This is a genomic window from Stenotrophomonas sp. SORGH_AS_0282, from assembly GCF_030818125.1.
Classification (GTDB): Bacteria; Pseudomonadota; Gammaproteobacteria; order Xanthomonadales; family Xanthomonadaceae; genus Stenotrophomonas; species Stenotrophomonas rhizophila_A.
The window spans coordinates 3847359-3873423 of sequence record NZ_JAUTAB010000001.1 but is presented as its reverse complement, the minus strand read 5'-3'; the positions used below and the strand labels follow the sequence as shown (position 1 = coordinate 3873423).

Below are 26065 nucleotides of genomic sequence, written 5' to 3'. Positions count from 1 at the left end.
GTGTCGACACGATGCGCGCGCGGGCCATAAAGGGGCGATGACCCGGGCGCCCGGGGCGCGTAAACAACGCGTAGTTTTTCTGTATCGGGGCACGACCGTTGGTCGTCACGGCGGGAACTCCGGAACGTCCTGATGGTCAGACCCCAACCAACGCCCGCAAGGATCGCCACCATGACCGCTGCCGCCGCCGAACCCCGCTCCAACGGCCTGCTCCACTGGCTGAAGAAGGAAGCCCTGCCGCTGCTGGTCATGCTCGGCCTGCTCGCCGCCGCGCGCGACAGCCTGGCCAACCACTACCAGGTGCCCAGCGGCTCCATGCAGCACACCCTGATGCCCGGCGACCGGGTGGTGGTGGACATGCGCGCCTACGGCCTGCGCCTGCCGTTCACCTCGGTGGAACTGCTGCACACCGGCGTGCCACAGCGCGGCGAGGTGGCGGTGTTCGATTCCCCGCAGGACGGCACCCGCCTGATCAAGCGCATCGCCGCCGTGGGCGGCGACCGCGTGGACCTGCATGACGGCCACCTCAGCATCAACGGCCACCCGCTCGGCCAGGTGGGAACAGATGACGTGGAAGACTTCGGCCGCACCCTGGCCCAGCTCGACCTGGGCCAGGGCGGCGGCCCGGACATCACCGGGCTGGCCGTACCCGCCGGCAAGGTGCTGATGCTGGGCGACCACCGTGGCAACAGCGCCGATGGCCGCTACTTCGGCCTGGTCGACGCCAAGGCCCTGTATGGCAAGGCCGCGCGCGTGTACTACCGCCGCGGAGAGGGTTTTACCTGGCAGGCGCTGTGAGATCACGGGGGCCGGCCAACGGCCGGCGCTACCGGGGTCGGGCGCCCAAAACCGCGATCGGGGTTGGGTGCCCAAAACCGTGATCCACGGGTAGCGCCGGCCGTTGGCCGGCCCTCGCAAAACCTTGATCGATACGTACAACGTCTCAATCCAGACCCGTCAGGTTATGGATCGACCTGTACCCGCTGCCTATCCTGAGCGCTGATCCTTATGCACAGGCCCGCCCCCACGGGCCCAGACGCAATGAACGGCGACACCGCAGCACTGCCCGAGCGCAGTTCCACCCCCCATCCGCCGGCGCCCTCGGAGCACATCGAGCAGGGCACCCCCGCGTTCCGGCGCACGGCGGCGGCGCTGTTCCTGGCCGGCTTCTCCACCTTCGGCCTGCTCTACACCGTGCAGCCGCTGCTGCCGGAGTTCAGCCGCCACTTCGGCGTCTCCGCCGCCAACAGCGCCCTGGCCCTGTCGCTCAGCACCGGCCTGCTGGCCGTTTCGATGCTGGTGGCCGGGTTGATCTCCGACCGGGTCGGCCGCCGTGGCGTGATGATCACCGCGCTGCTGGCCTCCACCGTGCTCTCGGCGGCCAGCGCCATGGTCGACGACTGGACCACGCTGCTGATCCTGCGCACCCTGCTCGGCATCGCACTCAGCGGCGTGCCGGCGGTGGCGATGACTTACCTGGTCGAAGAAATGGACAGCCGCGCGCTCGGCCTGGCCATGGGCCTGTACATCGGCGGCAACGCAGTGGGCGGCATGAGCGGGCGCCTGATCGCCGGCATCGTGGCCGACCACTGGGGCTGGCGCTGGGGCATCGGCGTGGTCTCGCTGATCGCCGTGCTCAGCACCGTGCTGCTGTGGGTGCAGCTGCCGCCGTCGCGCCACTTCCAGAGCCGTCGCGGCGGCCTGCGCGAACTGCCCGCGCGCTGGCGCCAGCTGTTCGCCGATCCCGGCCTGCCTTCTCTGTTCGCCACCGCGTTCGTGCTGATGGGCGTGTTCGTCACCCTCTACAACTACCTCGGCTACCACCTGCTGGCGCCGCCGTACCGGCTCAGCCAGACCGTGGTTGGCCTGATCTTCAGCGTGTACCTGGTCGGCACCTTCAGTTCGGCGTGGATGGGCCAGCAGGCCAACCGGCATGGCCGGGGCCGCGTGCTCGGCATCTGCTACGGCCTGATCGCACTCGGCATCGTGCTGCTGTCCCTGCCGTGGCTGGGCTGCATGGCGCTGGGCATCGCGCTGGTCACGTTCGGCTTCTTCGGCGGCCATTCGGTGGCCAGCAGCTGGGTCGGCAGCCGCGCGGGCGTGATGCGCGCCGAAGCCTCGGCGCTGTACCTGTTCGCCTATTACCTCGGTTCCAGCCTGGCCGGTGCCGCCGGCGGCGTGTTCTACACCCGCTGGGACTGGTGGGGCGTGTGCGCCTTCACCGCCGTGCTCACCGCGATCGGCGCCACCATCGCCTGGCGGCTGGGCCGCCGCGCACAGCCGCTGCCGGCCGCGCTCGCACTCAGCCGCTGAAGCCGCCCTGCAGCAGCCGGGTGAAGTGGGTGATCAATGGCGACGGACTACCGCGCCGGTAGGCCACATGCACTTCCGAACTCGCCGCGCGATCACTCAGCGGCACGAAGCGCGCGCCCTCCACATGGATGTGGCTGCACGAGGCGGGCAGCACCGTCACCCCCAACCCGGACGCGGCCAGACTGATCAGCGTGGACGCCTCGCCAGCTTCCTGGATGATGCGCGGCGTGAAGCCGGCACTGCGGCACAGCGCAATGAAGTGATCATGGATGCCGGCGCCCACTTCGCGCAGGAAGCCCACGAACGGCTCATGCGCGAACTGGCGCAGCGCCACCGGCGAACCGGCTGGCAGGTCGCGGATCAGTGGATGCTGGTCATGCACCACCAGCGCCAGCGGATCGCTGAACAACTTGCGTGACATCAGCGGCGTGGGCAACGCGCGCTTGCGGATCAACCCCACATCCAGCTCATTGGCTACCAGCGCATCGATCTGCTGCAACGTGTTCATTTCGCGCAGCTTCAACTGCACCTGCGGGAACTGCTGGCGGTAGGCGAAGATCGCCCGGGGAATCTGCGTGGACAACGGCGTGGCGCGGGTCAGCCCGATGCGCAGCTCGCCGGTTTCACCGCGCTGCGCGCGCTGGGTGAGTTCGATGGCCTGGTCCACCCGTGCCAATGCGTCGGTGGCCTGCGCCTGCAGCACGCGCCCGGCCTCGGTCAGTTCCACCCGGCGGTTGCTGCGCAGGAACAGGCGCGCGCCCAGCAGCGTTTCCAGCTGCCGGATCTGCTGGCTGAGCGGCGGCTGCGACATGCCGAGCCGCTCGGCGGCACGCCCGAAGTGCAGGGTATCGGCCACCGCCAGGAAGTAGCGCAGGTGGCGCAGTTCAATCGACATGGCAGCGCATCAGCGTTCGGAATGACCGCTTTCATCATAGCTGCGCGGACTGAACAGGTCCGGCTGGATCAGCTCGATGAAGGCGCGTGCCTGCGGCGACAGGAAGCGGCCCCGACGCACGATCACCCCATAGCTGCGCTCGGGGAACCACGCGCTCATCGAGCGCGTCACCAGCCGGCCGCGGTCGGCATCGTTGAGGCACAGCGCCGGCACGATGGAAATGCCCATGCCCATCGCCACGTATTGCTTGATCACCTCCCAGCCGCCCACCTCCAGCGCCACCGTGTAGGGCACGCGCTGGCGCTGGAACACCTGGTCCACCAGCCGGTAGGTGATCTGCCGCTTGGGTGGCAGCACCAGCGGGTAGGCCGAAATCGCCTGCAGGGTCAGCTCCGGCGCGGTGGCCAGCGGGTGGTCGGGCGGGGCGATCAGCACCTGCTCGAAGCGGTAGGCCGGCGCATAGCTCAGGTCGGCCGGCACATCGGTCATCGAGCCTACCGCCAGGTCGGCCGCATCGCTGCGCAGCAGGTCGGTGCCATCGGCGCTGATCGCGTTGTGCAGGGTCAGGCGCACGTCCGGGTGCCGCTGGCGGAAGCGCTCCACGATGCGCGGCAGCAGGTACAGGATGGTAGAGCTGTTGGCGGCAATGTTGAGCTCGCCCGCATCCAGCCCTTTGACCTTGTCGCGGAAGCTGGCCTCCAGCCCGTCCAGGCTTTCCACCAGCGGCTGGGCCATTTCAAACAGCAGCTGGCCCTCGCGGCTGGGCACCAGGCGCCTCCCGCTGCGCTCGAACAGGCCCACCCCCAACTCGCGTTCCAGCGCCTGCAACTGCTGGCTGATCGCCGGCTGGCTGACGAACAGCGCCTCAGCCGCACGTGAGACTGAGCCCAATCGTACCGTCTGGCAGAACGCCCGCAGCGGCTTGAGCCGGTCAGACTTGTAGGAAAAACGGGGACTTGGCGGCTTGGGTGTGGGCATGGCGTAACGAATATAAGCGCAGCTTATGTAAAGCATTGCGATAACTGTTTTGTCAAATACCACACTCCGGCGCACGGTGGCATCACCCGCAACGCAGGAGTTGGACATGTCCGCTGTCGCCGCCTTCGCCACCGCCCAGCCCACCCCGGCCGATGCCCCGGCCACCCCGGGCATCGCCCTGACCACCCAGCTTGCCGGCCAGTCGGCCCTGCTGCCGGCGGGGGTACTGGCGCTGCTGGTGTCGCTGCACCGCGCGGTGGAGCCCGAACGTCAGCGCCGCCTGCAGGCCCGCCGTGAGCGCCAGGCCTTCTTCGACGGCGGCGGCCTGCCGGATTTCCGCACCGACACCGCCGCCATCCGCAGCGAGGACTGGCGCGTGGCGCCCATCCCCGACGCCCTGCAGGACCGCCGCGTCGAGATCACCGGCCCGACCGACCCGAAGATGGTCATCAACGCGCTGAACTCCGGCGCCAAGGTGTTCATGGCCGATTTCGAGGATTCCACCGCCCCGGCCTGGCGCAACCTGCTGGCCGGCCAGCAGGCGCTGATCGGCGCAGTGCGCGGCGACCTCACCCACACCGCGCCCGGCGCGGACGGCAAGCCGGGCAAGCACTACGCGCTGCGCCCGCTCGACGAACAGGCCGTGCTGATCGTGCGCCCGCGCGGCTGGCACCTGGATGAAAAGCACGTGCGCATCGATGGCCAGCCGCTGGCCGGCGGCCTGTTCGACGCGGCGGTGTTCGCCTTCCACAACGCCCGCACCCTGATGTGCCGCCAGCGCGGCCCGTACTTCTACCTGCCCAAGCTGCAGTCGATGGAAGAGGCCGCGCTGTGGGAAACCGCGCTGTCGCACATCGAAGGCATGCTCGGCCTGCCGCATGGCCAGATCAAGGTCACCGTGCTGATCGAAACGCTGCCCGCGGTGTTCGAAATGGACGAGATCCTGCACGCGCTGCGCGACCGCATCGTTGGCCTGAACTGCGGCCGCTGGGATTACATCTTTTCCTACATCAAGACCTTCCGTAAGCACGCCGACAAGGTGCTGCCCGAACGCGGCCAGGTGACCATGACCCAGCCGTTCCTGAAGGCCTATTCGGAACTGCTGATCCAGACCTGCCACCGCCGTGGCGCCCACGCGATGGGCGGCATGGCCGCGCAGATCCCGATCAACCATGATGCCGCCGCCAACGAACAGGCCATGGCGCGGGTGCGTGCCGACAAGCTGCGCGAAGTCACCGCCGGCCACGACGGCACCTGGGTGGCGCACCCGGCGCTGATTCCGGTGGCGCAGGCCATCTTCGACGCGCACATGCCCGGCCCCAACCAGCACGCGGTGCTGCGCCGCGATGTGCGGGTGGGCCGTGACGAGCTGATCGCCGCGCCCACCGGCACCATCACCCGCACCGGGTTCGAGGGCAACGTGGAAGTGTGCGTGCGCTACCTGGCCGCCTGGCTGGACGGCAACGGCTGCGTGCCCATCCACCACCTGATGGAAGACGCGGCCACCGCCGAGATCAGCCGCAGCCAGCTGTGGCAGTGGCTGCACGTGCCCGGCCAGCACCTGGACGACGGCACCGCCATCGACCTGGCCCTGCTCGACGCCACCCTGGCCGCACTGCCGGCGCGGTTGGGCGAGCGCAGCGCGCTGCCGGGCGGGGCGCGGATCGACGAGGCCATCGCCCTGCTCGGTGAGCTGAGCCGCCGCAATGAACTGACCGATTTCCTGACCTTGCCGGCCTACGACCGGATCGATTGACCCGCCCAGCCGGGCAGGGCCCGGCGCTACCGCTTTCGATGTTCATCCCCTGGAGAATTGCCATGACCAAGCTGCCGAGCGCCGAACAGATCCAGCACGAATGGAACACCGACCCGCGCTGGGCCGGCATCCAGCGCAACTACAGCGCCGCCGACGTGGTGCGCCTGCGCGGCACCGTGCACGTGGAGCATTCGCTGGCCCGGCTGGGCGCGGAGAAGTTGTGGAAGTACCTGCATGAAAAGGACTTCGTCAACGCGCTCGGCGCGCTGACCGGCAACCAGGCCATGCAGCAGGTCAAGGCCGGCCTCAACGCCATCTACCTGTCCGGCTGGCAGGTCGCCGCTGACGCCAACCTGGCCGGCCAGATGTACCCCGACCAGTCGCTGTACCCGGCCGATTCGGTGCCGGCCGTGGTCAAGCGCATCAACAACACCCTGCTGCGCGCCGACCAGCTGCACCACGCCGAAGGCAAGGACGACATCGACTTCCTGCAGCCCATCGTGGCCGATGCCGAAGCCGGCTTCGGCGGCGTGCTCAACGCCTTCGAGCTGATGAAGGCGATGATCGAAGCCGGCGCGGCCGGCGTGCACTTCGAAGACCAGCTGGCCTCGGTGAAGAAGTGCGGGCACATGGGCGGCAAGGTGCTGGTGCCCACCCGCGAGGCCATCGAGAAGTTGAACGCCGCGCGCCTGGCCGCCGACGTCCTGGGCGTGCCCACCCTGCTGGTGGCCCGCACCGACGCCGAAGCCGCCGACCTGCTGACCAGCGACATCGACGCCAACGACCAGCCCTTCGCCACCGGCGAGCGCACCGTGGAAGGCTTCTACAAGACCCGCAACGGCCTGGACCAGGCCATCAGCCGCGGCCTGGCCTACGCTCCCTACGCCGACCTGATCTGGTGCGAGACCGGCAAGCCGGACCTGGAGTTCGCGCGTAAGTTCGCCGAAGCCATCCACGCGAAGTACCCGGGCAAGCTGCTGGCCTACAACTGCTCGCCCAGCTTCAACTGGAAGAAGAACCTGGACGACGCCACCATTGCGACGTTCCAGAAGGAAATCGCCCGCTACGGGTACAAGTTCCAGTTCATCACCCTGGCCGGCTTCCACGCCCTGAACTACTCCATGTTCAACCTGGCCCACGGCTACGCCCGCCGCCAGATGAGCGCCTTCGTGGAACTGCAGGAAGCCGAATTCGCCGCCGCCGACCGGGGCTTCACCGCGGTCAAGCACCAGCGCGAGGTTGGCACCGGCTACTTCGACGCCGTGACCCAGGCCATCCAGCAGGGCCAGTCCTCCACCACCGCCCTGGCCGGCTCCACCGAAGAGGAACAATTCCGGGCGGCGTGACGCCCGGAATCGGCGGCTGCGGCCGCCGCCGGGTGGCCGCGCCACCCGGGTAACCCCGGCCGTTGGCCGGATCCCCGGGAACCCACCCCGAAGAAGGCCGCCCCTGTAGGGGTGGCCCTTCTTTTATATGCCCCCGCCAGATGCTACGGTCCGCAAAAGGCTCCATGCGGTAGGGGATGGCCGGTTCAAACCGGTCGCTGCGTTGGGGAAGACTGGGCCGGAGCGCCGGAGAAATCCGGGCGCCGGGGCATGGAAATGGGATGAGGCGCACACTTTTAAGGGGTGCTATCCTCATTCGCTCACCGGGGAACGCTGGGAAGCGGGTGTACGGGAATGACCGGCAAGCTTGCGACGAATGTGTGCGAACGAGCGTCAGACATCGCGCAGACCGCGATGGCTGAGATCGTGCACGCTGTCCTGAGCGCCGGCGAATTCGCCCTGTTTGCCGAATTCGGCCAGCACCGCGCGCTGCGCGCCGGAGAGCACCTGTTCCTGCGCAACCAGGCCGGCAGCACCATGTATGTCATCGTTACCGGTGCCATCGAGCTGGATTTCGGCGAAGACCTGGTGGTCAAGACGCTGGGCCAGCATGAGTTCTTCGGAGAACTGGGCCTGCTGATCGGCGACCACCCGCGCAGCGCCGACGCGCGCGCCACCACCGATTCGCTGGTGCTGGAACTGGACCACACCGATTTCCAGCGCCTGGTCGACCGCGACCCGGGCTTGGTTGCCTACTTCCTGCGCCGCACGATCATGCGCGTGGTGAGCAACGAACAGGTGCTGATCCGCCAGCTGCGCCGGCGCAACCACGACCTCGAAACCGCGCTGGACAACCTGTACGTCACCACCCACCAGCTCACCCACACCCGCGAACTGGTGCGTACCGACGAGTTGACCGGCCTGCACAACCGCCGCGGCCTGGCGCTGTACCTGCAGGAATGCCGCAACCACGACAACGGCGCGCCGCAGGGCCTGCTGCTGATCGATTGCGACCACTTCAAGCAGGTCAACGATGAGTACGGCCACCAGGCCGGCGACCGCGTGCTGCAGAGCGTGGCCAACATCCTTCGCTCGGTAGCCACCGAACAGGATCGTGCCTGCCGGTTGGGCGGGGATGAGTTCTGCCTGCTGTTGCGCCAAGCGGATCCCGATACCCTCCAGCACGCGGCCCAGTTCATCCTCAGTGCCGTGCACGGCCTGATGGGCCGGCCGGGCGGCCAGCCGCATGTCTGCCCGGTCAGCATCGGCGTGAGCCTGCTGGAACCGGACAGCGACTGGAGCGATTGGTACGCCCGCGCCGACAATGCGCTGTACCAGGCCAAGCGCCTGGGCGGCAACCGGTTGCACTGGTCGCGTGCCGCGACCGCCACGCCCTGACGGGGTATTCGAATGAACGGCGACAACGGAACGTCGACCCAGTCCCCACAGCTGCGCGCGCTGCTGTTTACCGATCTGTGCGATTCGGTGTCGCTGGTCGAGAAGATGGGCGACAGCGCCGCTGCAGAACTGTTCCAGCAACACGACCGTCTCGTGCTTGGCCTGCAGCAACAGTGGCGCGGGCAGCAGATCGACCGCTCTGACGGGCTCTTCCTACTCTTTGAGCGCGCAATCGATGGGCTGGGTTTTGCCCTCGACTACCAGCGTGGCCTGCAGGATATTGGCAAGGAGCGTGGAATTGAATTGCGCGCCCGCGCTGGCCTGCATGTGGGCGAAGTGCTGACATGGGAAAACAGCGCAGAGGCGATCAAGGTAGGGGCCAAGTCGTTGGAAGTAGAGGGCCTGGCAAAGCCGATGGCCGCGCGTCTGATGACCTTGGCCCGCCCCGGGCAGATTCTTATGTCGGCTGTGGCCGAGTCGTTGACCCGCCGCACCACCGCCGAACTTGGCGAGCGCGGCGGACGCCTGCACTGGAAATCGCACGGGCGCTGGCTCTTTAAAGGTATCCCGACTACGCAGGAAGTGTTCGAAGCAGGGGAAATGGGCTTCGCTCCACTGCGCATGCCGCGCGGCACTGCCAAGGCGCGTCGTGACCTGCCCTTATGGCGCCGTCCCGCGGCACTGGCAGCCGAAGTAGCGGCACTGGCATTGCTGGCCGTAGGAGGATGGGCACTGCTGCGACCAGAGCCAGCGATCGCCTTTGCAGAGCGGGATTGGGTCGTACTGGCCGATGTAGACAATCGCAGCGGCGAGCCGCTGTTCGACAACAGCCTGCAACGCGCATTGCTGATCAGCCTTGAGCAATCCAGATACGTCAATGTGCTGTCTGAAGGCAAAGTGCAGGAGTCACGCAACCTGCAGCAGGTGCCGACCGAGCGGGGCCTGGACCGGAATCTGGCTGGTGACGTTGCTCTGCGTGAAGGTGCGCGCATGGTGCTGGCGCCCAGCATCGGACGCTTGAATGGACGGTATGTAGTGGCTGTCGACCTGCTGGATCCGACCAGTCGGGCGGTAGTGCGGACCTACCGGGCAGACGCAAAGGACCCGAGCGGTGTCGTTGACGCAGTCGACGATGTCGTGGGGAGGTTGCGCGCTGGTCTGGGCGAAACGGTTGCGTCGGTGCAACAGTCCGTCCCCTTGCCGCAGGCATCAACAAGCGACCTGCAGGCGCTCAAATCGTTCGCCCTTGCTGAAAGCGCCATGGGGCGCCGTCGGTTCTCCGAAGCGGCCAAACTGTATGAGGCTGCGTTGGATGCCGACCCGGACTTCGCCATGGCGCACATGGGACTAGCCAAGCTGCAGGATCGGCTGGAGCGGCGTGCCGAAGCGCGGGTGCATCTGCAGCGCGCGCTGGCCCTCAACGATCGCCTGCCTCACCGCGAACGCCTCTACCTGAAGGCATGGTCGACAGAGCTCAGTCCGGGCGGGTGGCCGTTGGATGACTGGCGGGTGCTGGCCGACATCTATCCCGACTCATTTGCCGGGCTGTCCAATGCCTCGTGGTATCTGCTGATGGACAATCGCTTTGACGAGGCCGAGCGCTATGCGCGCGCTGCTTCCGTCCCGCAGGACGTAATGCGAGCCTATCCACTTGCGCACCTGGGACTGATCCAGCTGGGTACAAACCGTTTCGACGAGGCCATCCGCAGTTTCCAGACAGCTGAACAGTTGACCGGCCGCAAGGTCAGCGATGGCCGGGTGGACGTGCTGATCGCGTTGCGCCGTTACAAGGACGCGCAGGCGTTGATGGCCGAGCTGCCGAAAGGTCGCGACGAATTACAGAACCTCATGAACGTGCGAGCAAGAGTACTTCTGGCTGCCGATCAGGATGATTGCACGGGAATGAATGCGGCGCTCTCGAGCGAAGACGCCCCCACCGAATCCATCGACTTTCGTACGCAGGCCTTGTTGATGCGGGCCACCGTGGAAACGGCATGTGATCGGCGCGACAGCCGCTCGCTGAACGACATCGCGGCCCAGCTGACGCCCTTGCTCACCGGCAGCAATGACGTAAACATCCGCGACCGTGTCATGCGCTTGCTGAGCTTGGTATATCTTGCTCAGCGGCAGGGTGATCATGCACTGGCAGATCGCCTGCTGAGCGAAAACAACGCGCTGCTGGCCGCACAGTCGGTACCGATCGTCACCAAGTGGCGAACGATAGTGCTCGCCATGCAGCAGCTTGGCCGGAACCAACCGGCGAAGGCCGAGGCACTGCTTCGCCCGTTGCTGGATGGCACCGAACCGGTACAGGCCCGGGTGGTGTTCCGCGACGTGCAGCGCCAGCTGGGCAATGCCCAGGAATTCCAGGAGCAGAACAAGTGGCTGTTCGACCATCGTGGTCGTGCGTTCGCCGAGACATCGATCATCCAACTGTTGCAGCCGCTGAATGTACACGACAGCCTGGCTGACGCCACCCTGCGCCCGCAGTAGCGCGGGCGCAGGAATTGCCTCGGTTACTTGATGGCGTCGGTGACCTTGCCGGCTTCGAAACAGAAGATGACCGTCATCGCACCGTAGGACGTGCTCAGGTGCTTCTCCAGCTGAGCCTGCACTGCGCGAAGCTCTTCCACGCTCGCCAGCTGCTTGACGTCGCAGCAGTCAGGCTGGGCGTCGGTGTCGTAGCCGATCTCAGCAAGCGCCTTGCGGGTATCGTTCTGGAAAAGCTCACGGAAAGCGGGGTCGTCGATCAGCCGGCCGACCAGACGTGCAGCAGCTTCGGGAGCAATCTTGCTTTTTGCGGAAGTTACGTCGTTCATTGCGGACCTTCCAAGGGTGGGTAAAACGGTTGAGGTTGAGCAACGGTTATCGGCCGGCATGACCCGGAATGAAGCGCCGCGCGCGCGGCCGCATGCGAGCAGCAGAACGCAAATCCTGAGGGCAACAGGACAACCTGTAGCGAATGCCAGCGCTCGTCCTAGAATGTCGGGACACCGCCCCCGGACCTCTCCATGAAACTGCGCCGCTGCACCGTCGTGATGCTCGAACCCCGTGAACAGGTCCAGTTCGACCTTCAAGCGATCCTGCAGGGCCGAACCGAGCTCGCCACGAACACCACCTGGTTCGCGCTGGCCGGGCACCTGAGCCAACCTGTGGAGATCAGCGCGGCGCAGCGCGAACTGATTGGCACGCTCAGCCCCCGGCACTGGGTGGCAGCGGGCGAGCTTCCAGCCGATGGTACAGTCTGGCAGCCGCTGCTGGACGCCGGGCTGCTGATCGCGGATGACGAGGCCCACGCTGGCCCACGCGCGTGCGACGAGGCGCTGCGCGACATGCATTGGTGGCCGCTGTCTGCGCTGGCCCACCGCCACGCCCGCTGGCAGGGCGTGGATAGTGCGGCAGACATGCGTGCCAACGATCTGGTCACCGCCAAGGGCCTGCGTCGCCAGTTGGGCGCGCCGCCGCCGGCGGTCCACGAATACCCCGGGCAGTACGAACCGCTGCCGCCGGCCATCAGGGGTGACTACGACCAGCTGCTGGAAAGGCGCACCACATGCCGGAATTTCGACGCCGGGCGCAGCATCAGTCGCGAGCTGCTGGCGCAGTTGCTGCAGCGTACGGTAAAGGCCCAGGCCGTGGTCCAGGTAGAGGCGGACACCGAATTCCTGAAGAAGAACGTGCCCTCCGGTGGGGGGCTGCATGCCACCGAAACCTACCTGCTGGTGCAACGGGTGGACGGCATGGAGCCGGGGCTTTACCACTACCACCCAGTCCAGCATGCGCTGATCGGCCTGCCACGCCGGTGCGGGCGACCGCTGCAGGAGGTAGCTCGCGCCATGCTTTCCGGCCAGGACTGGTTTGCCGACGCGGCCGCGCACATCGTCCTCGTGCCGCGCTTTGCGCGGACCTACTGGAAGTACCGCAATCACGCGAAGGCGTACCGCGCGCTGCTCCTGGATGTGGGTCACATCTCGCAGGCACTGTACATGGCCGCTACCGAGCGCGGCATGGGTGCCTTCGTGACCGCTGCCATCAATGAGGTGGATACCGAAGATGCCTTCGCCCTGGACGGGGTGACCCAGAGTCCGGTTGCCATCGTCGGCGTCGGTTGGCGCGGCCCCGCGCTGGAAACGGCCGAGTTCGATCCCAACCATGTGGTGTGGACGCTCGGGTAGGGGATGGTGATACGCTCGCCCCTGCCACCGGCCGCATGGGTCGCACGACGCGACCGCCGGGCTTGGCTGGAATCCGCGCATGAACGGCGACACTGCCCACTCCCCCCCCGCCACCGCTGCTCAAAGCACTGCTGTTCATTGACCTGTGCGATTCCCTCGGGCTGGTGGCACAGTTGGGCGACAGCATGGCCGCCGAGCTGTTCCAGCAGCACGACAGGCTGGTGTTGGCATTGCAGCGGAACTGGCATGGTCAGCAGGTTGATCGCTCCGATGGGGTGTTCCTGCTGTTCGAACGGCCGATCGACGCGCTCGGTTTCGCCTTGGACTACCAGCGGGAGCTGCTGGTAATCGGCAAGCAGCGCGGAATCGAACTGAGCGCGCGTGCAGGTCTGCACGTCGGGGAGGTGCTGACCTGGGATAACAGCGCGGAGGCGATCCGGGCCGGGGCCAAGCCGGTCGCGGTCGAAGGCCTGGCCATGCCCATGGCTGCCCGCCTGATGATGCTCGCTTGGCCAGGCCAGATCCTGCTGTCGTCTGTGGCCGAATCGCTGACCCGCCGCGCCAGCGCCGCGCTGGGCGATCGTGGCCTGCGGCTGCTGTGGAAATCACACGGACGCTGGCGGTTCAAGGCAGTGCCAGGCGCCCAGGACATCTTTGAGGTAGGCGAAGTCGGGGTCACCCCGCTGCGCATGCCGCGTGGCAACGTCAACTCGCGCCGTGTGCTGCCGCTGTGGCGTCGCCCTGCAGCCATTGCTGCTCAATTGGTCGTGTTGGCGACGGTGGGCGTGGGGGCGTGGCTGCTGCTACGTCCTGTACCCGCCATCGCCTTTGCAGAACGCGACTGGGTGGTGCTGGCCGACGTGGAGAACGCCAGCGGCGAGGCGCTGTTCGATCATTCGCTGCAGCGCGCGGTATTGGTGAGCCTGGAGCAGTCGCGTTATGTCAATGTCCTGTCCACCAGCAAGGTGACCGAATCGCGCGACCTGCTGCGGGTACCGTCCGGGCAAGGGCTGGATCGTGAACTGGCCAGTGACGTGGCCGCGCGCGAAGGCGCTCGCATGGTGGTGGCGCCCGCCATCCGCCAGTCCAGTGGACACTACCTGGTCAGCGTTGACCTGCTGGATCCCACCAGTCGCGCCGTGGTGCGCAGTTACCGTGCGAAGGCCGGTACCTCAACGGAGGTGATGGCGGCGGTGGACGACGTGGTGGGCCAGCTGCGTGCAGGGCTCGGTGAATCGGTGGCGTCAGTGCAGCAGTCGGTACCGCTGCCGCAGGCCTCTACTGCCAACCTGCAGGCGCTGAAATCCTTCGCGCTGGCAGAGAGCGCCTTGGGCCGTCGGCGCTTCTCCGAATCGGCCAAGCTGTATGAGGCGGCGATCGATGCCGACCCGGATTTCGCCATGGCCCACATCGGACTGGCCAAGCTGCTTGTACGCCTGGAGCAACGCGCCCAAGCGCAGCCGCACCTCGCGCGCGCGCTGGCCGTGAGCCAGCGCTTGCCGCACCGCGAGCGGCTCTACCTCAAGGCCTGGAGCAACGAGCTGAGTGCTGACTCGTGGCCGTTGGACGACTGGCGCGCGCTGGCCGACATCTATCCCGACTCCTTTGCCGGCCTGTCCAACACCTCCTGGTACCTGCTGACCGACAACCGCTACGAGGATGCCGAGCGCTATGCGATTGCCGCTGCGTTGCCGCAGAACCCGATGCGCGCCTACCCGATCGCGCACCTGGGCTGGATCCAACTGGGCACCAACCGGTATGACGACGCGCTGCGTAGTTTCAAACTATCCGAAACGTTGACCGGGCGGGCGGCCAGCGATCCACGCGCCGACGTGCTGATTGCCATGCGCCGGTACAGGGACGCACAGGCGCTGCTGACCCAGCTGGGCAAGCCGCGCGACGAACTGCAGGCGCTGATGAACGTGCGGGTGCGGCTGCTGCTGGCGGCTGACCAGGATGACTGCACGGGCATGCGCACGGCGCTGTCATCGGAAGCGGCACCGGAGTCGGCCGATTTCCACGTGCATGCCGCGCTCATGCGGGCCGTGGTGGATACCGCGTGCGAACAGGGCGAAGCCAAGGCGCTGGCCGATATCGCCACCGAGCTGCGCCCGCTGCTGGCCGCGACCACCGATCCGAGCATGCCCGACCGCATCCTGCGCCTGCTGTCGCTGACCTATCTGGCCCAGCGCCAGGGCGAGCACGCACTGGCCAACCGGCTGCTGGCCGAGTACGACGCGCAGGTGGTGCAGCAGAAGAACCCGGTGATCGGAAAGTGGCGCACCATGGTGCTTGCCATGCAGGAAATCGGCCGGGGTGCACCCCAGCAGGCCGTGGCGCTGCTGCAGCCGATGATGGATGGCAGTGAACCGGTGCAGGCGCATGTGGCGCTGCGCGAGGCGTACCGCCTGCTGGGCGATGGTGAGCAGTTCCAGAAGCAGAACGAATGGCTGTTCGAGAACCGGGGAAGGGCGATCGCGGAGGTTGCCAACACCCAGTTGATGCAGGCATTGAACGTGCATGACACGGTGTCGGACGCTACGTTGCGGCGGTGAATGTGCGTCGTTGTCGGGCACCGCGATGACACCCATGGGGTGTCACTACGTCGATGCGTATCCGCTCTTCGTTCCGGCAACGCGGTTACGTGGCTTCGAAATCCACCAGCACCGCGCCATCGGCCACCTGGTCACCCGCCTTGACCCGATACCCCTGCACCGTGCCATCGGCCGGGGCCTGCAGGGTGTGCTCCATCTTCATCGCTTCCAGCACCAACAACGGTGTACCGCGCACCACCTGCGTGCCCGCTGCCAGCAGCGTGGCCACGATGCGGCCCGGCATCGGTGCGACCAGGCTGCCGGCGTCCGCTACAGCGTGGTCCGCTTCGCTCACCGGATCATGCAGGGTGAAGCGCTGCACGCCGTCGTTGCCGAACAGGTACAGCTCGCTGCCATCGCGCACCACGCGGGCGCGGTGCAGGCGCTCTCCCACCTGCAACGCCAGCCGCTCGCCCACCATCCGGCCCTGCGCCGATACCGTGGTGCCGCCCACCTCGATGGACCACGCCTCGCCATGGCCTTCAACGGCCACCACCTGCTGGCTGCCACGATGCTCCAGCGTCAGCCGCCGCGCCGCACGCTGTCCCAACCGCCAGCCATCGCGCGCCTGCCACGGCGAGTGCGGGTCGCGCGCATCCATCGGGGCCGCTGCGTCCGTCGCCATCGCAGCTACGGCCGCCAGCGCCCACAGGGCAGGGTCGGTATCGCCCTGATGCGGTGCCAGCGCGGCCTGCTCGCGTTCGATCAACGCGGTATCCAGCTTCGCGTTGGCGAATGAATCGGTCATCACCAGCCGGCGCAGGAACGCGGCGTTGGTGGTCACGCCCACCACTTCGCACTCGGCCAGCGCCTGCTGCATGCGGCGCAGCGCGGCATCGCGGTCCACATCCCACACGATCAGCTTGGCGATCATCGGGTCGTAGAACGGGGTGATCGCATCGCCCTGTTCCACACCCGCATCCACGCGCACGTGCGCGCTGCCGGACGGCAGGCGCAGGTGGCGCAGGGTGCCGGTGGAAGGCAGAAAGCCCTTGTCGGCATCTTCGGCATACAGCCGCGCTTCCAGCGCATGGCCGTTGATCTGCAGTTGTTCCTGCTGCAGCGGCAGCGGGGCGCCGCTGGCCACGCGCAGCTGCCACTCCACCAGGTCGGTACCGGTGATGCACTCGGTCACCGGGTGTTCCACCTGCAGCCGGGTGTTCATTTCCATGAAATAGAAATCGCCGTCGGGCCCGGCGATGAATTCCACCGTGCCGGCGCCCACGTAATTCACTGCGCGCGCGGCATCCACCGCGGCCTTGCCCATGGCGGCGCGGCGCTCGGGCGTCATGCCCGGCGCAGGTGCTTCTTCCAGCACCTTCTGGTGGCGGCGCTGCACCGAGCAGTCGCGCTCGAACAGGTACACCACGTTGCCGTGGCTGTCGCCAAACACCTGGATCTCGATATGGCGCGGGCGCTCCACGTACTTTTCCACCAGCACGTGCGCGTTGCCGAACGCGGACTGCGCCTCGCGCTGGCAGCTGGCCAGCGCCTCGGTAAAGGCCGCGCTGTCGTCCACCTTGCGCATGCCCTTGCCGCCGCCGCCGGCGCTGGCCTTGATCAGCACCGGGTAGCCGATGCCGTCGGCCTGTTCGCGCAGGAACGCCGGTTCCTGCGCGTCGCCGTGGTAGCCCGGGGTCAGCGGCACGCCGGCCTGCGCCATCAGCGCCTTGGCCGCGCTCTTGTCGCCCATCGCACGGATCGCCGCCGCAGACGGGCCGATGAACACGATGCCCGCCTCGGCGCAGGCCTGCGCGAAGTCCGCGTTTTCCGACAGGAAGCCGTAACCGGGGTGGATCGCCTGCGCGCCGGTGCGGCGCGCCGCGTCCAGGATGGCGTCGGCGCGCAGGTAGCTTTCGCGCGCGGGTGCCGGGCCGATGCCCACGGCCTCGTCGGCCAGGCGCACATGGCGTGCGTCGCGGTCTGCGTCGGAGTACACCGCCACCGTGGCAATGCCCAGGCGCTGGCAGGTAGCGATGACGCGGCAGGCGATTTCGCCACGGTTGGCGATCAGGATCTTGGTGAACATGGAAGTCTCGTTGCGCATGCCAGGGGGCCGGATCACATCCGGAACACGCCGAAATCGGTCTTGCGGGCCGGGGCGTTGAGGCTGGCCGACAAGGCCAGGCCCAGCACGCGGCGAGTGTCGGCCGGGTCGATCACGCCGTCATCCCACAACCGCGCGCTTGCGTAGTAGGGATGGCCCTGCTGCTCGAACTGGTCGCGGATCGGGCTCTTGAAGGTGTCTTCGTCCTGCGCCGACCACTGCCCGCCCTTGGCTTCAATGCCATCACGCTTCACCGTGGCCAGTACGCTGGCCGCCTGCTCGCCGCCCATTACGCCGATGCGCGCGTTCGGCCACATCCACAGGAAGTTGGGCGAGTAGGCGCGGCCGCACATGCCGTAGTTGCCGGCGCCGAACGAACCGCCGATCACCACCGTGAACTTGGGCACCTTGGCGCAGGCCACCGCCATCACCAGCTTGGCACCGTCCTTGGCGATGCCGCCGTGTTCGTACTTGCGGCCCACCATGAAGCCGGTGATGTTCTGCAGGAACACCAGCGGAATGCCGCGCTGGGTGCACAGTTCGATGAAGTGCGCGCCCTTGAGTGCCGATTCGGAGAACAGGATGCCGTTGTTGGCGATGATCCCCACCGGGTAACCGTGCAGGTGTGCAAAGCCGGTCACCAGCGTGTTGCCGTAGCGCGGCTTGAATTCGTCGAAGCGCGAATCGTCCACCAGGCGCATGATCACCTCGCGCACGTCGTAGGGCTTGCGCGTGTCGGCCGGGATCACCCCGTACAGTTCCTGCGCCGGGTAGCGCGGTTCCACCGGGGCCTGCACCGCCAGTGCCGGTTCGGGCTTGCGCCAGTTGAGCTGGGCGATGATCGCGCGCACCCGGGCCAGCGCCTGCAGGTCGTTGTCGGCCATGTGGTCGGCCACCCCGGAAATGCGCGTGTGCACATCGGCACCGCCCAGTTCCTCGGCGGTGACCACTTCACCGGTGGCGGCCTTCACCAGCGGCGGGCCGCCCAGGAAGATGGTGCCCTGCTCGCGCACGATCACCGTTTCATCGCTCATCGCCGGCACGTAGGCGCCGCCGGCGGTGCACGAGCCCATCACGCAGGCGATCTGCGGAATGCCCTGCGCCGACAGGTTGGCCTGGTTGTAGAAGATCCGGCCGAAATGGTCGCGGTCCGGGAACACCTCGTCCTGCAGCGGCAGGAACGCGCCACCGGAGTCCACCAGGTAGATGCACGGCAGCCGGTTCTGTTCGGCCACCTCCTGCGCGCGCAGGTGCTTCTTCACCGTCATCGGGTAATAGGTGCCGCCCTTGACCGTGGCATCGTTGGCCACGATCACGCATTCCACCCCGGACACACGACCAATGCCGGCCACCACGCCTGCGCTGGCGATGCTGTCGCCATACATGCCGTGCGCGGCCAGCGGCGCGATTTCCAGGAACGCGCTGCCCGGGTCGAGCAGGGCATCGATGCGGTCGCGCACCAGCAGCTTGCCGCGCGCGGTGTGTTTCTGCCGCGCCGCTTCCGTGCCGCCCAGCGCGGTCTGCGCCAGGGTGGCGCGCAGGTCGTCGACCACCGCCTGCAGCGCAGTGCGGTTGGCCTCGAAGCTCTCGCTGCCCGGTTGCAGCTGGGTGCTCAGTACCGTCATGGCATCGTCCTTACTTGGTGCGCTGGAACAGTTCGCGGCCGATCAGCATGCGGCGGATTTCCGAGGTGCCGGCGCCGATCTCATACAGCTTGGCATCGCGCCACAAGCGCCCGGTGGGGTATTCGTTGATGTAGCCGTTGCCGCCCAGGATCTGGATCGCCTGGCCGGTCAGCCAAGTGGCCTTCTCGGCCGAATACAGAATGGCACCGGCCGCATCCTGACGGGTGGTGCGGCCCAGGTCGCAGGCGCGCGCCACCGCATACACATAGGCGCGGCAGGCGTTGAGGCCCACGTACATGTCGGCCAGCTTGGCCTGCATCAGCTGGAACGTGCCGATCGCCTGACCGAACTGCTTGCGCTCATGCACGTACGGCATCACCACGTCCATCGCGGCCGACATCAGGCCCAGCGGGCCGCCGGACAGCACCACGCGCTCAAAATCCAGCCCGGACATCAGCACGTTCACGCCGCCACCGACCGCGCCCAGCACGTTCGCTTCGGGCACTTCGCAATCCTCGAACACCAGCTCGCAGGTGTTGGAGCCGCGCATGCCCAGCTTGTCCAGCTTCTGCGCGGTGGAGAAGCCCTTCATGCCCTTTTCGACCAGGAAGGCGGTGATGCCCTTGGCGCCGGCTTCCACGTCGGTCTTGGCGTACACCACCAGCACGTCGGCATCCGGGCCGTTGGTGATCCACATCTTGTTGCCGTTGAGCACGTAGTGGTCGCCGCGCTTGTCCGCGCGCAGCTTCATCGACACCACGTCCGAACCGGCGCCCGGTTCGCTCATGGCCAGCGCGCCGACCTTTTCACCGCTGCACAGGCCGGGCAGGAAGCGCTGCTTCTGCTCTTCGGTGCCGTTCTTGCGCAGCTGGTTCACGCACAGGTTCGAATGCGCGCCGTAGGACAGGCCGATGCCGCCGGAGGCGCGCGAAATTTCTTCCATCGCCACCACATGGGCCAGGTAGCCCATGCCGCTGCCGCCGTATTCTTCTTCCACGGTCAGGCCGAGCAGGCCCTGCTCGCCGAGCTTGCGCCACAGCGGGTGCGGGAACAGGTTTTCCTCATCGGCCTTGGCCGCCAGCGGCGCGATCTCGGCCGAGGCAAAATGGGCCACGCTCTGGCGGAGCATGTCGATCTCTTCGCCGAGGTCGAAGTTCATGGTGGGGACGTGCATGAGGCGGCTCCGCAACGGCTGGAAGGGGTCGAATGCTCCCAGCCTAGTCCTCCCGGGGGTAAAAGTGAACACAAATTCAAAAATTGAACATAGAATCAGCAAATGGCCTATAAACGCTCAGCTTTGATGGAAGAACGCCTGGCCGGGGCCCGCGAGCGGATCCTGCTGGCCACTCGGCGCCTGGTGGCGGCCGGCGGCTACCGGAATGCCCCGGTCACCGCCGTGGCGGCCGAAGCGGGGGTGTCCACCGGGCTGATCTACCGGCACTTCCCGTCCAAGGCCGAGCTGTTCGTGGAGGTGCTGACCGACGCGGTCGAGCATGAACTGCGCATCTTCGAAGCCATCGCCGCCGAACCGCTGCCCGCGCCCGAGCGCCTGCGCCGGGCGATCACCGCCTTCGTGCGCCGCGCCCTGGCCGGCCCCGGGCTGGCCTACGCCTTCATCGCCGAACCGGTTGATCCGGAAGTGGAAGCCGAGCGCATCCGCTGCCGCCGCCTGTTCGGTGACGTGTTCCGCCGCATCGTGGCCGATGGCGTTGAAGCCGGCAGTTTCCCTGCGCAGGACACCGACGTGGCGGCCGCCTGCATCGTCGGTGCGTTCACCGAAGCGCTGGTCGGCCCCACCGCGCCCAGCCGCGATGCGCACGGCGACCAGACCGCGCTGGTCGAATCCATCTGCGTTTTCTGCCTGCGTGCTGCAGGCGCTCCCCAGGTGTGATGCTGCATTGCGGTAGTGGAAGGCGGCTTGCAGAGCGCCGCCGACGCTGGTCATACTCGGCCGACAAGCCGTGGTCCAACGACTACCAGCCAGGGGTAACAGAGAGTGCGGAATTACGACCTCGAGTTCCTGAAACGCTTTTCCATGGTCATTGCCTTATTGATGGCCATCACGCTCGGATTGATCCTGTTCGCCGCGTACCTGCACACCCGCATTCCCCCTGAAGTCTCGCCCCAGGCCGCCAAGCGCACCGAACTGCGCATTGCCCCGGCCGGTGCGGTCTATGCCGGCGCCACCGGTGCTGCCGACCAGGCCGCAGCCAAGGCGGCGGCGATGGCCAAGGCCGCCTCGCAGGTGGCTTACGGCGGCACCACCGACGGCAAGGTGATCTTCGACAACCTGTGCACCGCCTGCCACACCACCGGCGTCGGCCAGGCACCGACCCTGGACCACGCCCATTGGGATGCGCGCCTTGCCCAGGGCAAGGACACCCTCTACAAGCACGCCATCGAGGGCTACACCGGCCCCGATGGCGGGATCATGCCGCCCAAGGGCGGCAACCCCGGCCTGAGCGAAGAGCAGATCCACGCCACCGTCGATTGGATGCTCGCAAACCTGAAATAACCGGCGCACATCACGAACGGCAGAGCCGACTGTTAGTCGGCTGCGGGTAGAGCCGACTGTTAGTCGGCTGCAGGTAGAGCCGACTGTCAGTCGGCTGCCGTTCGCGCGGACCCTGCAACCTCCCGTGCTCCGGCGCCAAGCCGACTAACAGTCGGCTCTACCGGCCGGGTCCAACCGTCCCGCCCGGTCCGCGCATCCAGCCTCTCCGGCAAAGCCGACTTTCATGTTTCACGGTTACCCTGTGCACCCGTTCCCGGAATCGCCGTCGATGCGCCGTCGCACCCTCGCTCTTGCCCTGTCGCTGCTGCTGCCCGCCACCGCGTTCGCCCAGGCCCAGCCGCAGCCACGCCCGACCGCATCGACCCCGGCGACCTCCGCCCCCGTCACCATCACCCTCACCGCCGCGCCCGCCGACTGGCGCACCCTCGACGGCCAGCACGTGCGCATCGCCGCCCCGCTGACCCTGGCAGGCACCGACGGCCTGGCCCGTTTCGGCGAACTCACCGTTGCCTTCGACGGCCGCCTCTGGCAGCCCAGCGAAGTGGCCGCCCCCGGCACCGACGCCCACGCCAAGGTGATCGCCGACAACCAGCGCCGCCGCCTGCTGCTCGATGACGGCAGCACCGCGCGCGACCCGGGTCCGGTGGCCTACCTGCCCGCCGCTGCCACCCTGCGCACCGGCACCGTGCTGCGCAACGTCGAAGGCATCGTCCACGTGGACGCCAAGGGCACCCCGCGCCTGCAGGTCACCACCCCGCTGACGCTGCCGGCGCTCAACCGCCCGGCCGCCCCCGTGGTGCCCGGCGCGCTCAAGGTGGCCGCCTTCAACCTGGAAAACTTCTTCAACGGCGACGGCCAGGGCGGCGGTTACCCGACCCTGCGCGGCGCCCGCACCCTGGCCGAACACCAGGCCCAGACCGCCAAGCTGGTGGCCACCGTCAGCGCGCTTGGCGCTGATGTCGCCGCGTTGATGGAACTGGAAAACGACGGCTACGGCCCGCAGTCGGCCATCGCCGAATTCGTCCGCGCGCTCAATGCCGCGTCGGGCGGGCAGGGCGACTGGCGTTTCATCGACGCCGGCAAGGGCCCGGGCGAGAACCCGATCCGGGTCGGCATCATCTACCGCAGCTCGCGGGTGACCCCCGTGGGCGCCCCCGCCGTGCTGGACACCGCGCCGTTCGGCCCGCACAGCCGCGTACCGCTGGCCCAGGCGTTCCGCGCCGGCAAGGGCGCGCCGTTCGTGGTGGTGGCCAACCACTTCAAGTCCAAGGGCTGCTCGGAAGCGGCCGGCGCCGACGCCGACCAGAACGACGGCCAGGCATGCTGGAACGCCACCCGCGTGGAATCGGCGCGCCTGCTCAACCAGTGGCTGGGCACCGACCCGACCGGCGCCGGCACCACCGACGCGATCCTGCTGGGCGACTTCAACGCCTACGCGATGGAAGCCCCGATCCGCACCCTGCACGATGCCGGCTGGCGCGACGCCTTCGCCGTGGCCAAGGTCGAGCGCCCCTACAGCTACGTCTACAACGGCATGACCGGCCGCCTCGACCACGCCCTGCTCAGCCCGGGCATGGCCAAGCGCCTGCGCGGCGCGGCCGAATGGCACATCAATGCCGACGAAGCCGACGACATCGGCTACCGCGACCGCAACGAAGCCGGCCCGTGGCGCAGTTCCGACCACGACCCGTTGATCCTGGGTTTCGACCGCTAACCAGGCTGCGCGCGCATCACCCCCACGCGATAAACCCAATCGCCACCACCGCCAACACCAACCCCGCGCGGTTCCACCGCGTGGTCGGCTCGCCGAACGCCAACACCCCCACCAGCGCTCCCAGCACCACCACGCCGATATTCATCCCGGCGAACACCGTGGCAGGGCTGTCCGGCATCGCCTGGTGGGCGTGCACGTAAAACAGGATGTTGCCGCCATTGAGCAGCCCCAACAGGGCCCCCGCACCCACGTTGCGCGCGCGCAACCGGCTGCGCCCACTGAAGTGCCGCCACAGCTGAAGCCCCAGCATCAACACAAACGCAATGCTGAAACACGCCAGCAGCGCGGCCATCGACGGCGTCCCCGACAGCGCCACCTGCTTCAGCAGCACATCCACCAGCGCAAAGCCCACCCACACCGCCAGCAGCCAGCGCCAGCTGCCCGCCTCGCCGGCCGCCGCCGGCCCACGCGGGCGCAGGCTGATGCCCAGCATCGCCACCAGCCCCAGCCCCAGTCCAAGCAGCTTGAGCGGGGTCGCCGTCTGCCCGAAGAACACAAACGCAGCCAACAACGACAGCAACAGCGACAGCCGCTGCGCCACGTCCGTGCGAACGATCCCGGCCACCGCCACCGTGCGGCCCAGCACCAGGAACAGCGAAGGCAGCACCACCGCCAGCACCAGCAGGGCCGGCCACGGCGCATGGCTTGATTGCAGCGCCTCCAGCGGCGGCCGCAGCACCCCTGCCGTAAGCCCGGCGGCCACCAGGTAGTTCCAGGTCACCATCTGGGCGACATCCAGATGGCGGCGTGCGGCCAGCTTCAGCAGCACCGACACCAACACGCTGCAGACCACGCTGAAAAGCAGATAGAACATGGGGTTCCAGGCAGGCGCGGCAGTGCAGCCCGCGGGGGAGCGGTATTATGACGCCATGCACAATCCCCCTTTCCCCAATGAAAGCACCACCCTGCAGCTGGCCGGGCCGGTTGGCGCGCTGGACGTGATGGTCGACCCGCCCAAGGCCGACGTGCCCGCGCAGCCGGTGGTGGCGGTCATCTGCCACCCGCTGTCCACCGAAGGCGGCAGCATGCACAACAAGGTGGTGACCATGGTCGGCACCACCCTGCGCGAGCTGGGCATTGCCACCGTGCGCTTCAACTTCCGCAGCGTCGGCACCTCGGCCGGCGAATTCGACCATGGCGTGGGCGAGCAGGACGACCTCAAGGCCGTGGTGGCCTGGGTGCGCCAGCAGCGCCCCGACGCCACCCTGTGGCTGGCCGGCTTCAGCTTCGGCGCCTTCGTCTCCCTGCGCGCGGCCGCCGAGCTGCAGCCCCAGGTGCTGATCTCGATCGCCCCGCCCGCCGGGCGCTGGGACTTCGACGGCGTGCAGCCGCCGGCCAACTGGCTGGTCATCCAGGGCGAGGCCGACGAAATCGTCGACCCGCAGGCGGTCTATGACTGGCTGGACGAGCTGGGCGCCCCGCACGAGCTGGTGCGCATGCCCGAAACCAGCCACTTCTTCCACCGCAAGCTGATCGACCTGCGCGGCGCGGTGCTCCACGGCGTCAAGGGCTGGCTGCCGAACCCGGAAAGCGCCACCGCATGAGCGATACCGCACTGACCCCGTCGCAGCGCTACGCCGAAGGCGTGGCCCGGGGCGAATGGCAGAACGACCCGGCCCAGCACGCCGCACTGGCCGAGCTGGACCGCATCCACCTGGCCCTGGTCGACAGCGCCCAGGACGGCTGGCTGGATCGCCTGTCCGCCTTCTGGAAGAAGCCCGAGCCGGTCAAGGGCCTGTATTTCTGGGGCGGGGTAGGGCGCGGCAAGACCTTCCTGGTGGACCTGTTCTACGACGGGCTGCCGATCGAACAGAAGTACCGCACCCACTTCCACCGCTTCATGCGCGGCATCCACGAGCGCCTGCGCGAACACCAGGGGCAGAGCGACCCGCTGGCCCGGATCGCCCAGGAATGGCGCGCCAAGCTGCGCGTACTGGTGCTGGACGAGTTCTTCGTCACCGACATCGGCGATGCCATGCTGCTGGCGCGCCTGCTCGAACGCCTGTTCGCCGAAGGGGTCACCCTGGTCACCACCTCCAACACGGCGGTGGAGAACCTGTACCTGAATGGCCTGCAGCGCGACAGCTTCCTGCCTGCCATCGGCCTGCTGAAGACCTACTGCGTGGAGCTGTACGCCGAGGGCACCGAAGACTACCGGATGCGGGCGCTGACCCATTCGCCGGTCTACCAGGCCCCGCGCGACGAGCACAGCGATGCCTGGCTGGCCAGCCGCTGGGCCGCGCTGAGCGGCGGACAGCCGCCCAAGCCGGGCAACATCGAGATCGAAGCACGCAAGATCCCGGTGCGCGCCCGCGGCAAGAGCATCGTCTGGTTCGACTTCAAGGCCCTCTGCGAAGGCCCGCGCGGCCCCTCGGACTACATCGAGATCGCCCGCGAGTTCAACACCGTGCTGCTGGGCGACATCCCGCATTTCGACCGCATGAATGAAGATGCCGCGCGCCGCTTCGTGAACCTGATCGACGAGCTGTACGACCGCCACGTCAACCTGGTCTGCACCGCCACCGACGCTCCGGTAGCCCTCTACACCGGCACCCGCCTGCAGGGCGCCTTCGAGCGCACCGCCTCGCGCCTGATAGAAATGCAGAGCGCCGAATACCTGGGCACGCCCCACAGGGCGTGATCCACGTTTGTTACGCCCACGTGACGCCC

20 protein-coding genes are annotated in these 26065 nt (G+C 67.6%); 13 read left to right on the top strand and 7 right to left on the bottom strand.

Features of this window, described 5'->3' with window-relative positions; translation table 11 throughout:
• The first annotated feature begins 171 nt into the window (after positions 1-171).
• Together lepB and QE395_RS17570 are read left to right on the top strand one after the other, a co-directional pair.
• Entirely contained in the window at positions 172-798 is a 627-nt protein-coding gene (gene lepB, locus QE395_RS17575; RefSeq protein WP_217537689.1) for a signal peptidase I, read from the top strand.
• Positions 799-1041: 243 nt separating this feature from the next.
• Complete coding sequence (locus QE395_RS17570) at positions 1042-2313, top strand: MFS transporter (RefSeq protein ID WP_306990106.1); 1272 nt, start codon at positions 1042-1044, stop codon at positions 2311-2313.
• Here the strand turns inward: QE395_RS17570 and QE395_RS17565 are convergent.
• Together QE395_RS17565 and QE395_RS17560 are read right to left on the bottom strand one after the other, a co-directional pair.
• The gene (locus tag QE395_RS17565) at positions 2303-3208 is read right to left on the bottom strand and encodes a LysR substrate-binding domain-containing protein (RefSeq protein WP_095362512.1); all 906 of its coding nucleotides are present in this window, start codon (positions 3206-3208) and stop codon (positions 2303-2305) included. The genes QE395_RS17570 and QE395_RS17565 overlap by 11 nt on opposite strands.
• Positions 3209-3217: 9 nt before the next feature.
• A complete protein-coding gene (locus QE395_RS17560; RefSeq protein WP_068848374.1) occupies positions 3218-4186 on the bottom strand; it encodes a LysR substrate-binding domain-containing protein in 969 nt (322 codons plus the stop codon).
• A 106-nt stretch (positions 4187-4292) separates the two neighbouring features.
• On the opposite strand from QE395_RS17560, the gene aceB reads away from it, so the two are divergent.
• The 4 genes from aceB (at position 4293) to QE395_RS17540 (ending at position 11158) form a co-directional block, all read left to right on the top strand.
• A complete protein-coding gene (gene aceB / locus QE395_RS17555; protein ID WP_306990103.1) occupies positions 4293-5942 on the top strand; it encodes a malate synthase A in 1650 nt (549 codons plus the stop codon).
• A gap of 62 nt (positions 5943-6004) precedes the next feature.
• Positions 6005-7288 (top strand): isocitrate lyase, encoded by a 1284-nt coding sequence (gene aceA, locus QE395_RS17550; RefSeq protein ID WP_306990101.1) that lies wholly within the window; start codon positions 6005-6007, stop codon positions 7286-7288.
• Between the two features lie 333 nt (positions 7289-7621).
• Positions 7622-8665 (top strand): GGDEF domain-containing protein, encoded by a 1044-nt coding sequence (locus QE395_RS17545; protein WP_093535171.1) that lies wholly within the window; start codon positions 7622-7624, stop codon positions 8663-8665.
• A 12-nt stretch (positions 8666-8677) separates the two neighbouring features.
• The gene (locus QE395_RS17540) at positions 8678-11158 is read left to right on the top strand and encodes a putative peptide modification system cyclase (RefSeq protein ID WP_306990098.1); all 2481 of its coding nucleotides are present in this window, start codon (positions 8678-8680) and stop codon (positions 11156-11158) included.
• A 23-nt stretch (positions 11159-11181) separates the two neighbouring features.
• On the opposite strand, the gene QE395_RS17535 is transcribed toward QE395_RS17540, so the two are convergent.
• Positions 11182-11484 (bottom strand): NHLP-related RiPP peptide, encoded by a 303-nt coding sequence (locus QE395_RS17535; protein WP_249833491.1) that lies wholly within the window; start codon positions 11482-11484, stop codon positions 11182-11184.
• A gap of 192 nt (positions 11485-11676) precedes the next feature.
• Here QE395_RS17535 and QE395_RS17530 point away from each other — a divergent pair, with 192 nt between their 5' ends.
• Both QE395_RS17530 and QE395_RS17525 read left to right on the top strand, forming a co-directional pair.
• A complete protein-coding gene (locus tag QE395_RS17530) occupies positions 11677-12840 on the top strand; it encodes a putative peptide maturation dehydrogenase (protein ID WP_306990094.1) in 1164 nt (387 codons plus the stop codon).
• Positions 12841-13004: 164 nt separating this feature from the next.
• Entirely contained in the window at positions 13005-15395 is a 2391-nt protein-coding gene (locus QE395_RS17525; protein WP_306990092.1) for a putative peptide modification system cyclase, read from the top strand.
• Between the two features lie 85 nt (positions 15396-15480).
• Here the strand turns inward: QE395_RS17525 and QE395_RS17520 are convergent, their stop codons facing one another.
• The 3 genes from QE395_RS17520 to QE395_RS17510 are packed head-to-tail and all read right to left on the bottom strand — an operon-like array spanning position 15481 to position 20280.
• Positions 15481-17463, bottom strand: coding sequence for an acetyl/propionyl/methylcrotonyl-CoA carboxylase subunit alpha (locus tag QE395_RS17520; RefSeq protein WP_306990090.1), 1983 nt, complete (start codon positions 17461-17463; stop codon positions 15481-15483).
• A gap of 32 nt (positions 17464-17495) precedes the next feature.
• On the bottom strand, positions 17496-19106 hold the full coding sequence (locus QE395_RS17515; RefSeq protein WP_093535161.1) for a carboxyl transferase domain-containing protein: 1611 nt from the start codon (positions 19104-19106) through the stop codon (positions 17496-17498).
• Between the two features lie 10 nt (positions 19107-19116).
• On the bottom strand, positions 19117-20280 hold the full coding sequence (locus tag QE395_RS17510; RefSeq protein ID WP_068848392.1) for an isovaleryl-CoA dehydrogenase: 1164 nt from the start codon (positions 20278-20280) through the stop codon (positions 19117-19119).
• Positions 20281-20382: 102 nt separating this feature from the next.
• Here QE395_RS17510 and QE395_RS17505 point away from each other — a divergent pair, with 102 nt between their 5' ends.
• From QE395_RS17505 to QE395_RS17495, 3 genes are all read left to right on the top strand, one after another.
• Complete coding sequence (locus QE395_RS17505; protein ID WP_095362521.1) at positions 20383-20997, top strand: TetR/AcrR family transcriptional regulator; 615 nt, start codon at positions 20383-20385, stop codon at positions 20995-20997.
• 105 nt (positions 20998-21102) lie between these two features.
• The gene (locus QE395_RS17500; protein ID WP_068848396.1) at positions 21103-21621 is read left to right on the top strand and encodes a c-type cytochrome; all 519 of its coding nucleotides are present in this window, start codon (positions 21103-21105) and stop codon (positions 21619-21621) included.
• A gap of 268 nt (positions 21622-21889) precedes the next feature.
• Positions 21890-23335, top strand: coding sequence for an ExeM/NucH family extracellular endonuclease (locus QE395_RS17495; RefSeq protein WP_306990087.1), 1446 nt, complete (start codon positions 21890-21892; stop codon positions 23333-23335).
• A gap of 16 nt (positions 23336-23351) precedes the next feature.
• On the opposite strand, the gene QE395_RS17490 is transcribed toward QE395_RS17495, so the two are convergent.
• Entirely contained in the window at positions 23352-24209 is an 858-nt protein-coding gene (locus tag QE395_RS17490) for an EamA/RhaT family transporter (RefSeq protein ID WP_306990085.1), read from the bottom strand.
• 55 nt (positions 24210-24264) lie between these two features.
• On the opposite strand from QE395_RS17490, the gene QE395_RS17485 reads away from it, so the two are divergent.
• Both QE395_RS17485 and zapE read left to right on the top strand, forming a co-directional pair.
• On the top strand, positions 24265-24939 hold the full coding sequence (locus QE395_RS17485) for an alpha/beta fold hydrolase (protein WP_306990084.1): 675 nt from the start codon (positions 24265-24267) through the stop codon (positions 24937-24939).
• Positions 24936-26036 (top strand): cell division protein ZapE, encoded by a 1101-nt coding sequence (gene zapE, locus QE395_RS17480; RefSeq protein WP_306990082.1) that lies wholly within the window; start codon positions 24936-24938, stop codon positions 26034-26036. The genes QE395_RS17485 and zapE overlap by 4 nt, the downstream gene beginning before the upstream one ends.
• Positions 26037-26065 lie beyond the last annotated feature (29 nt).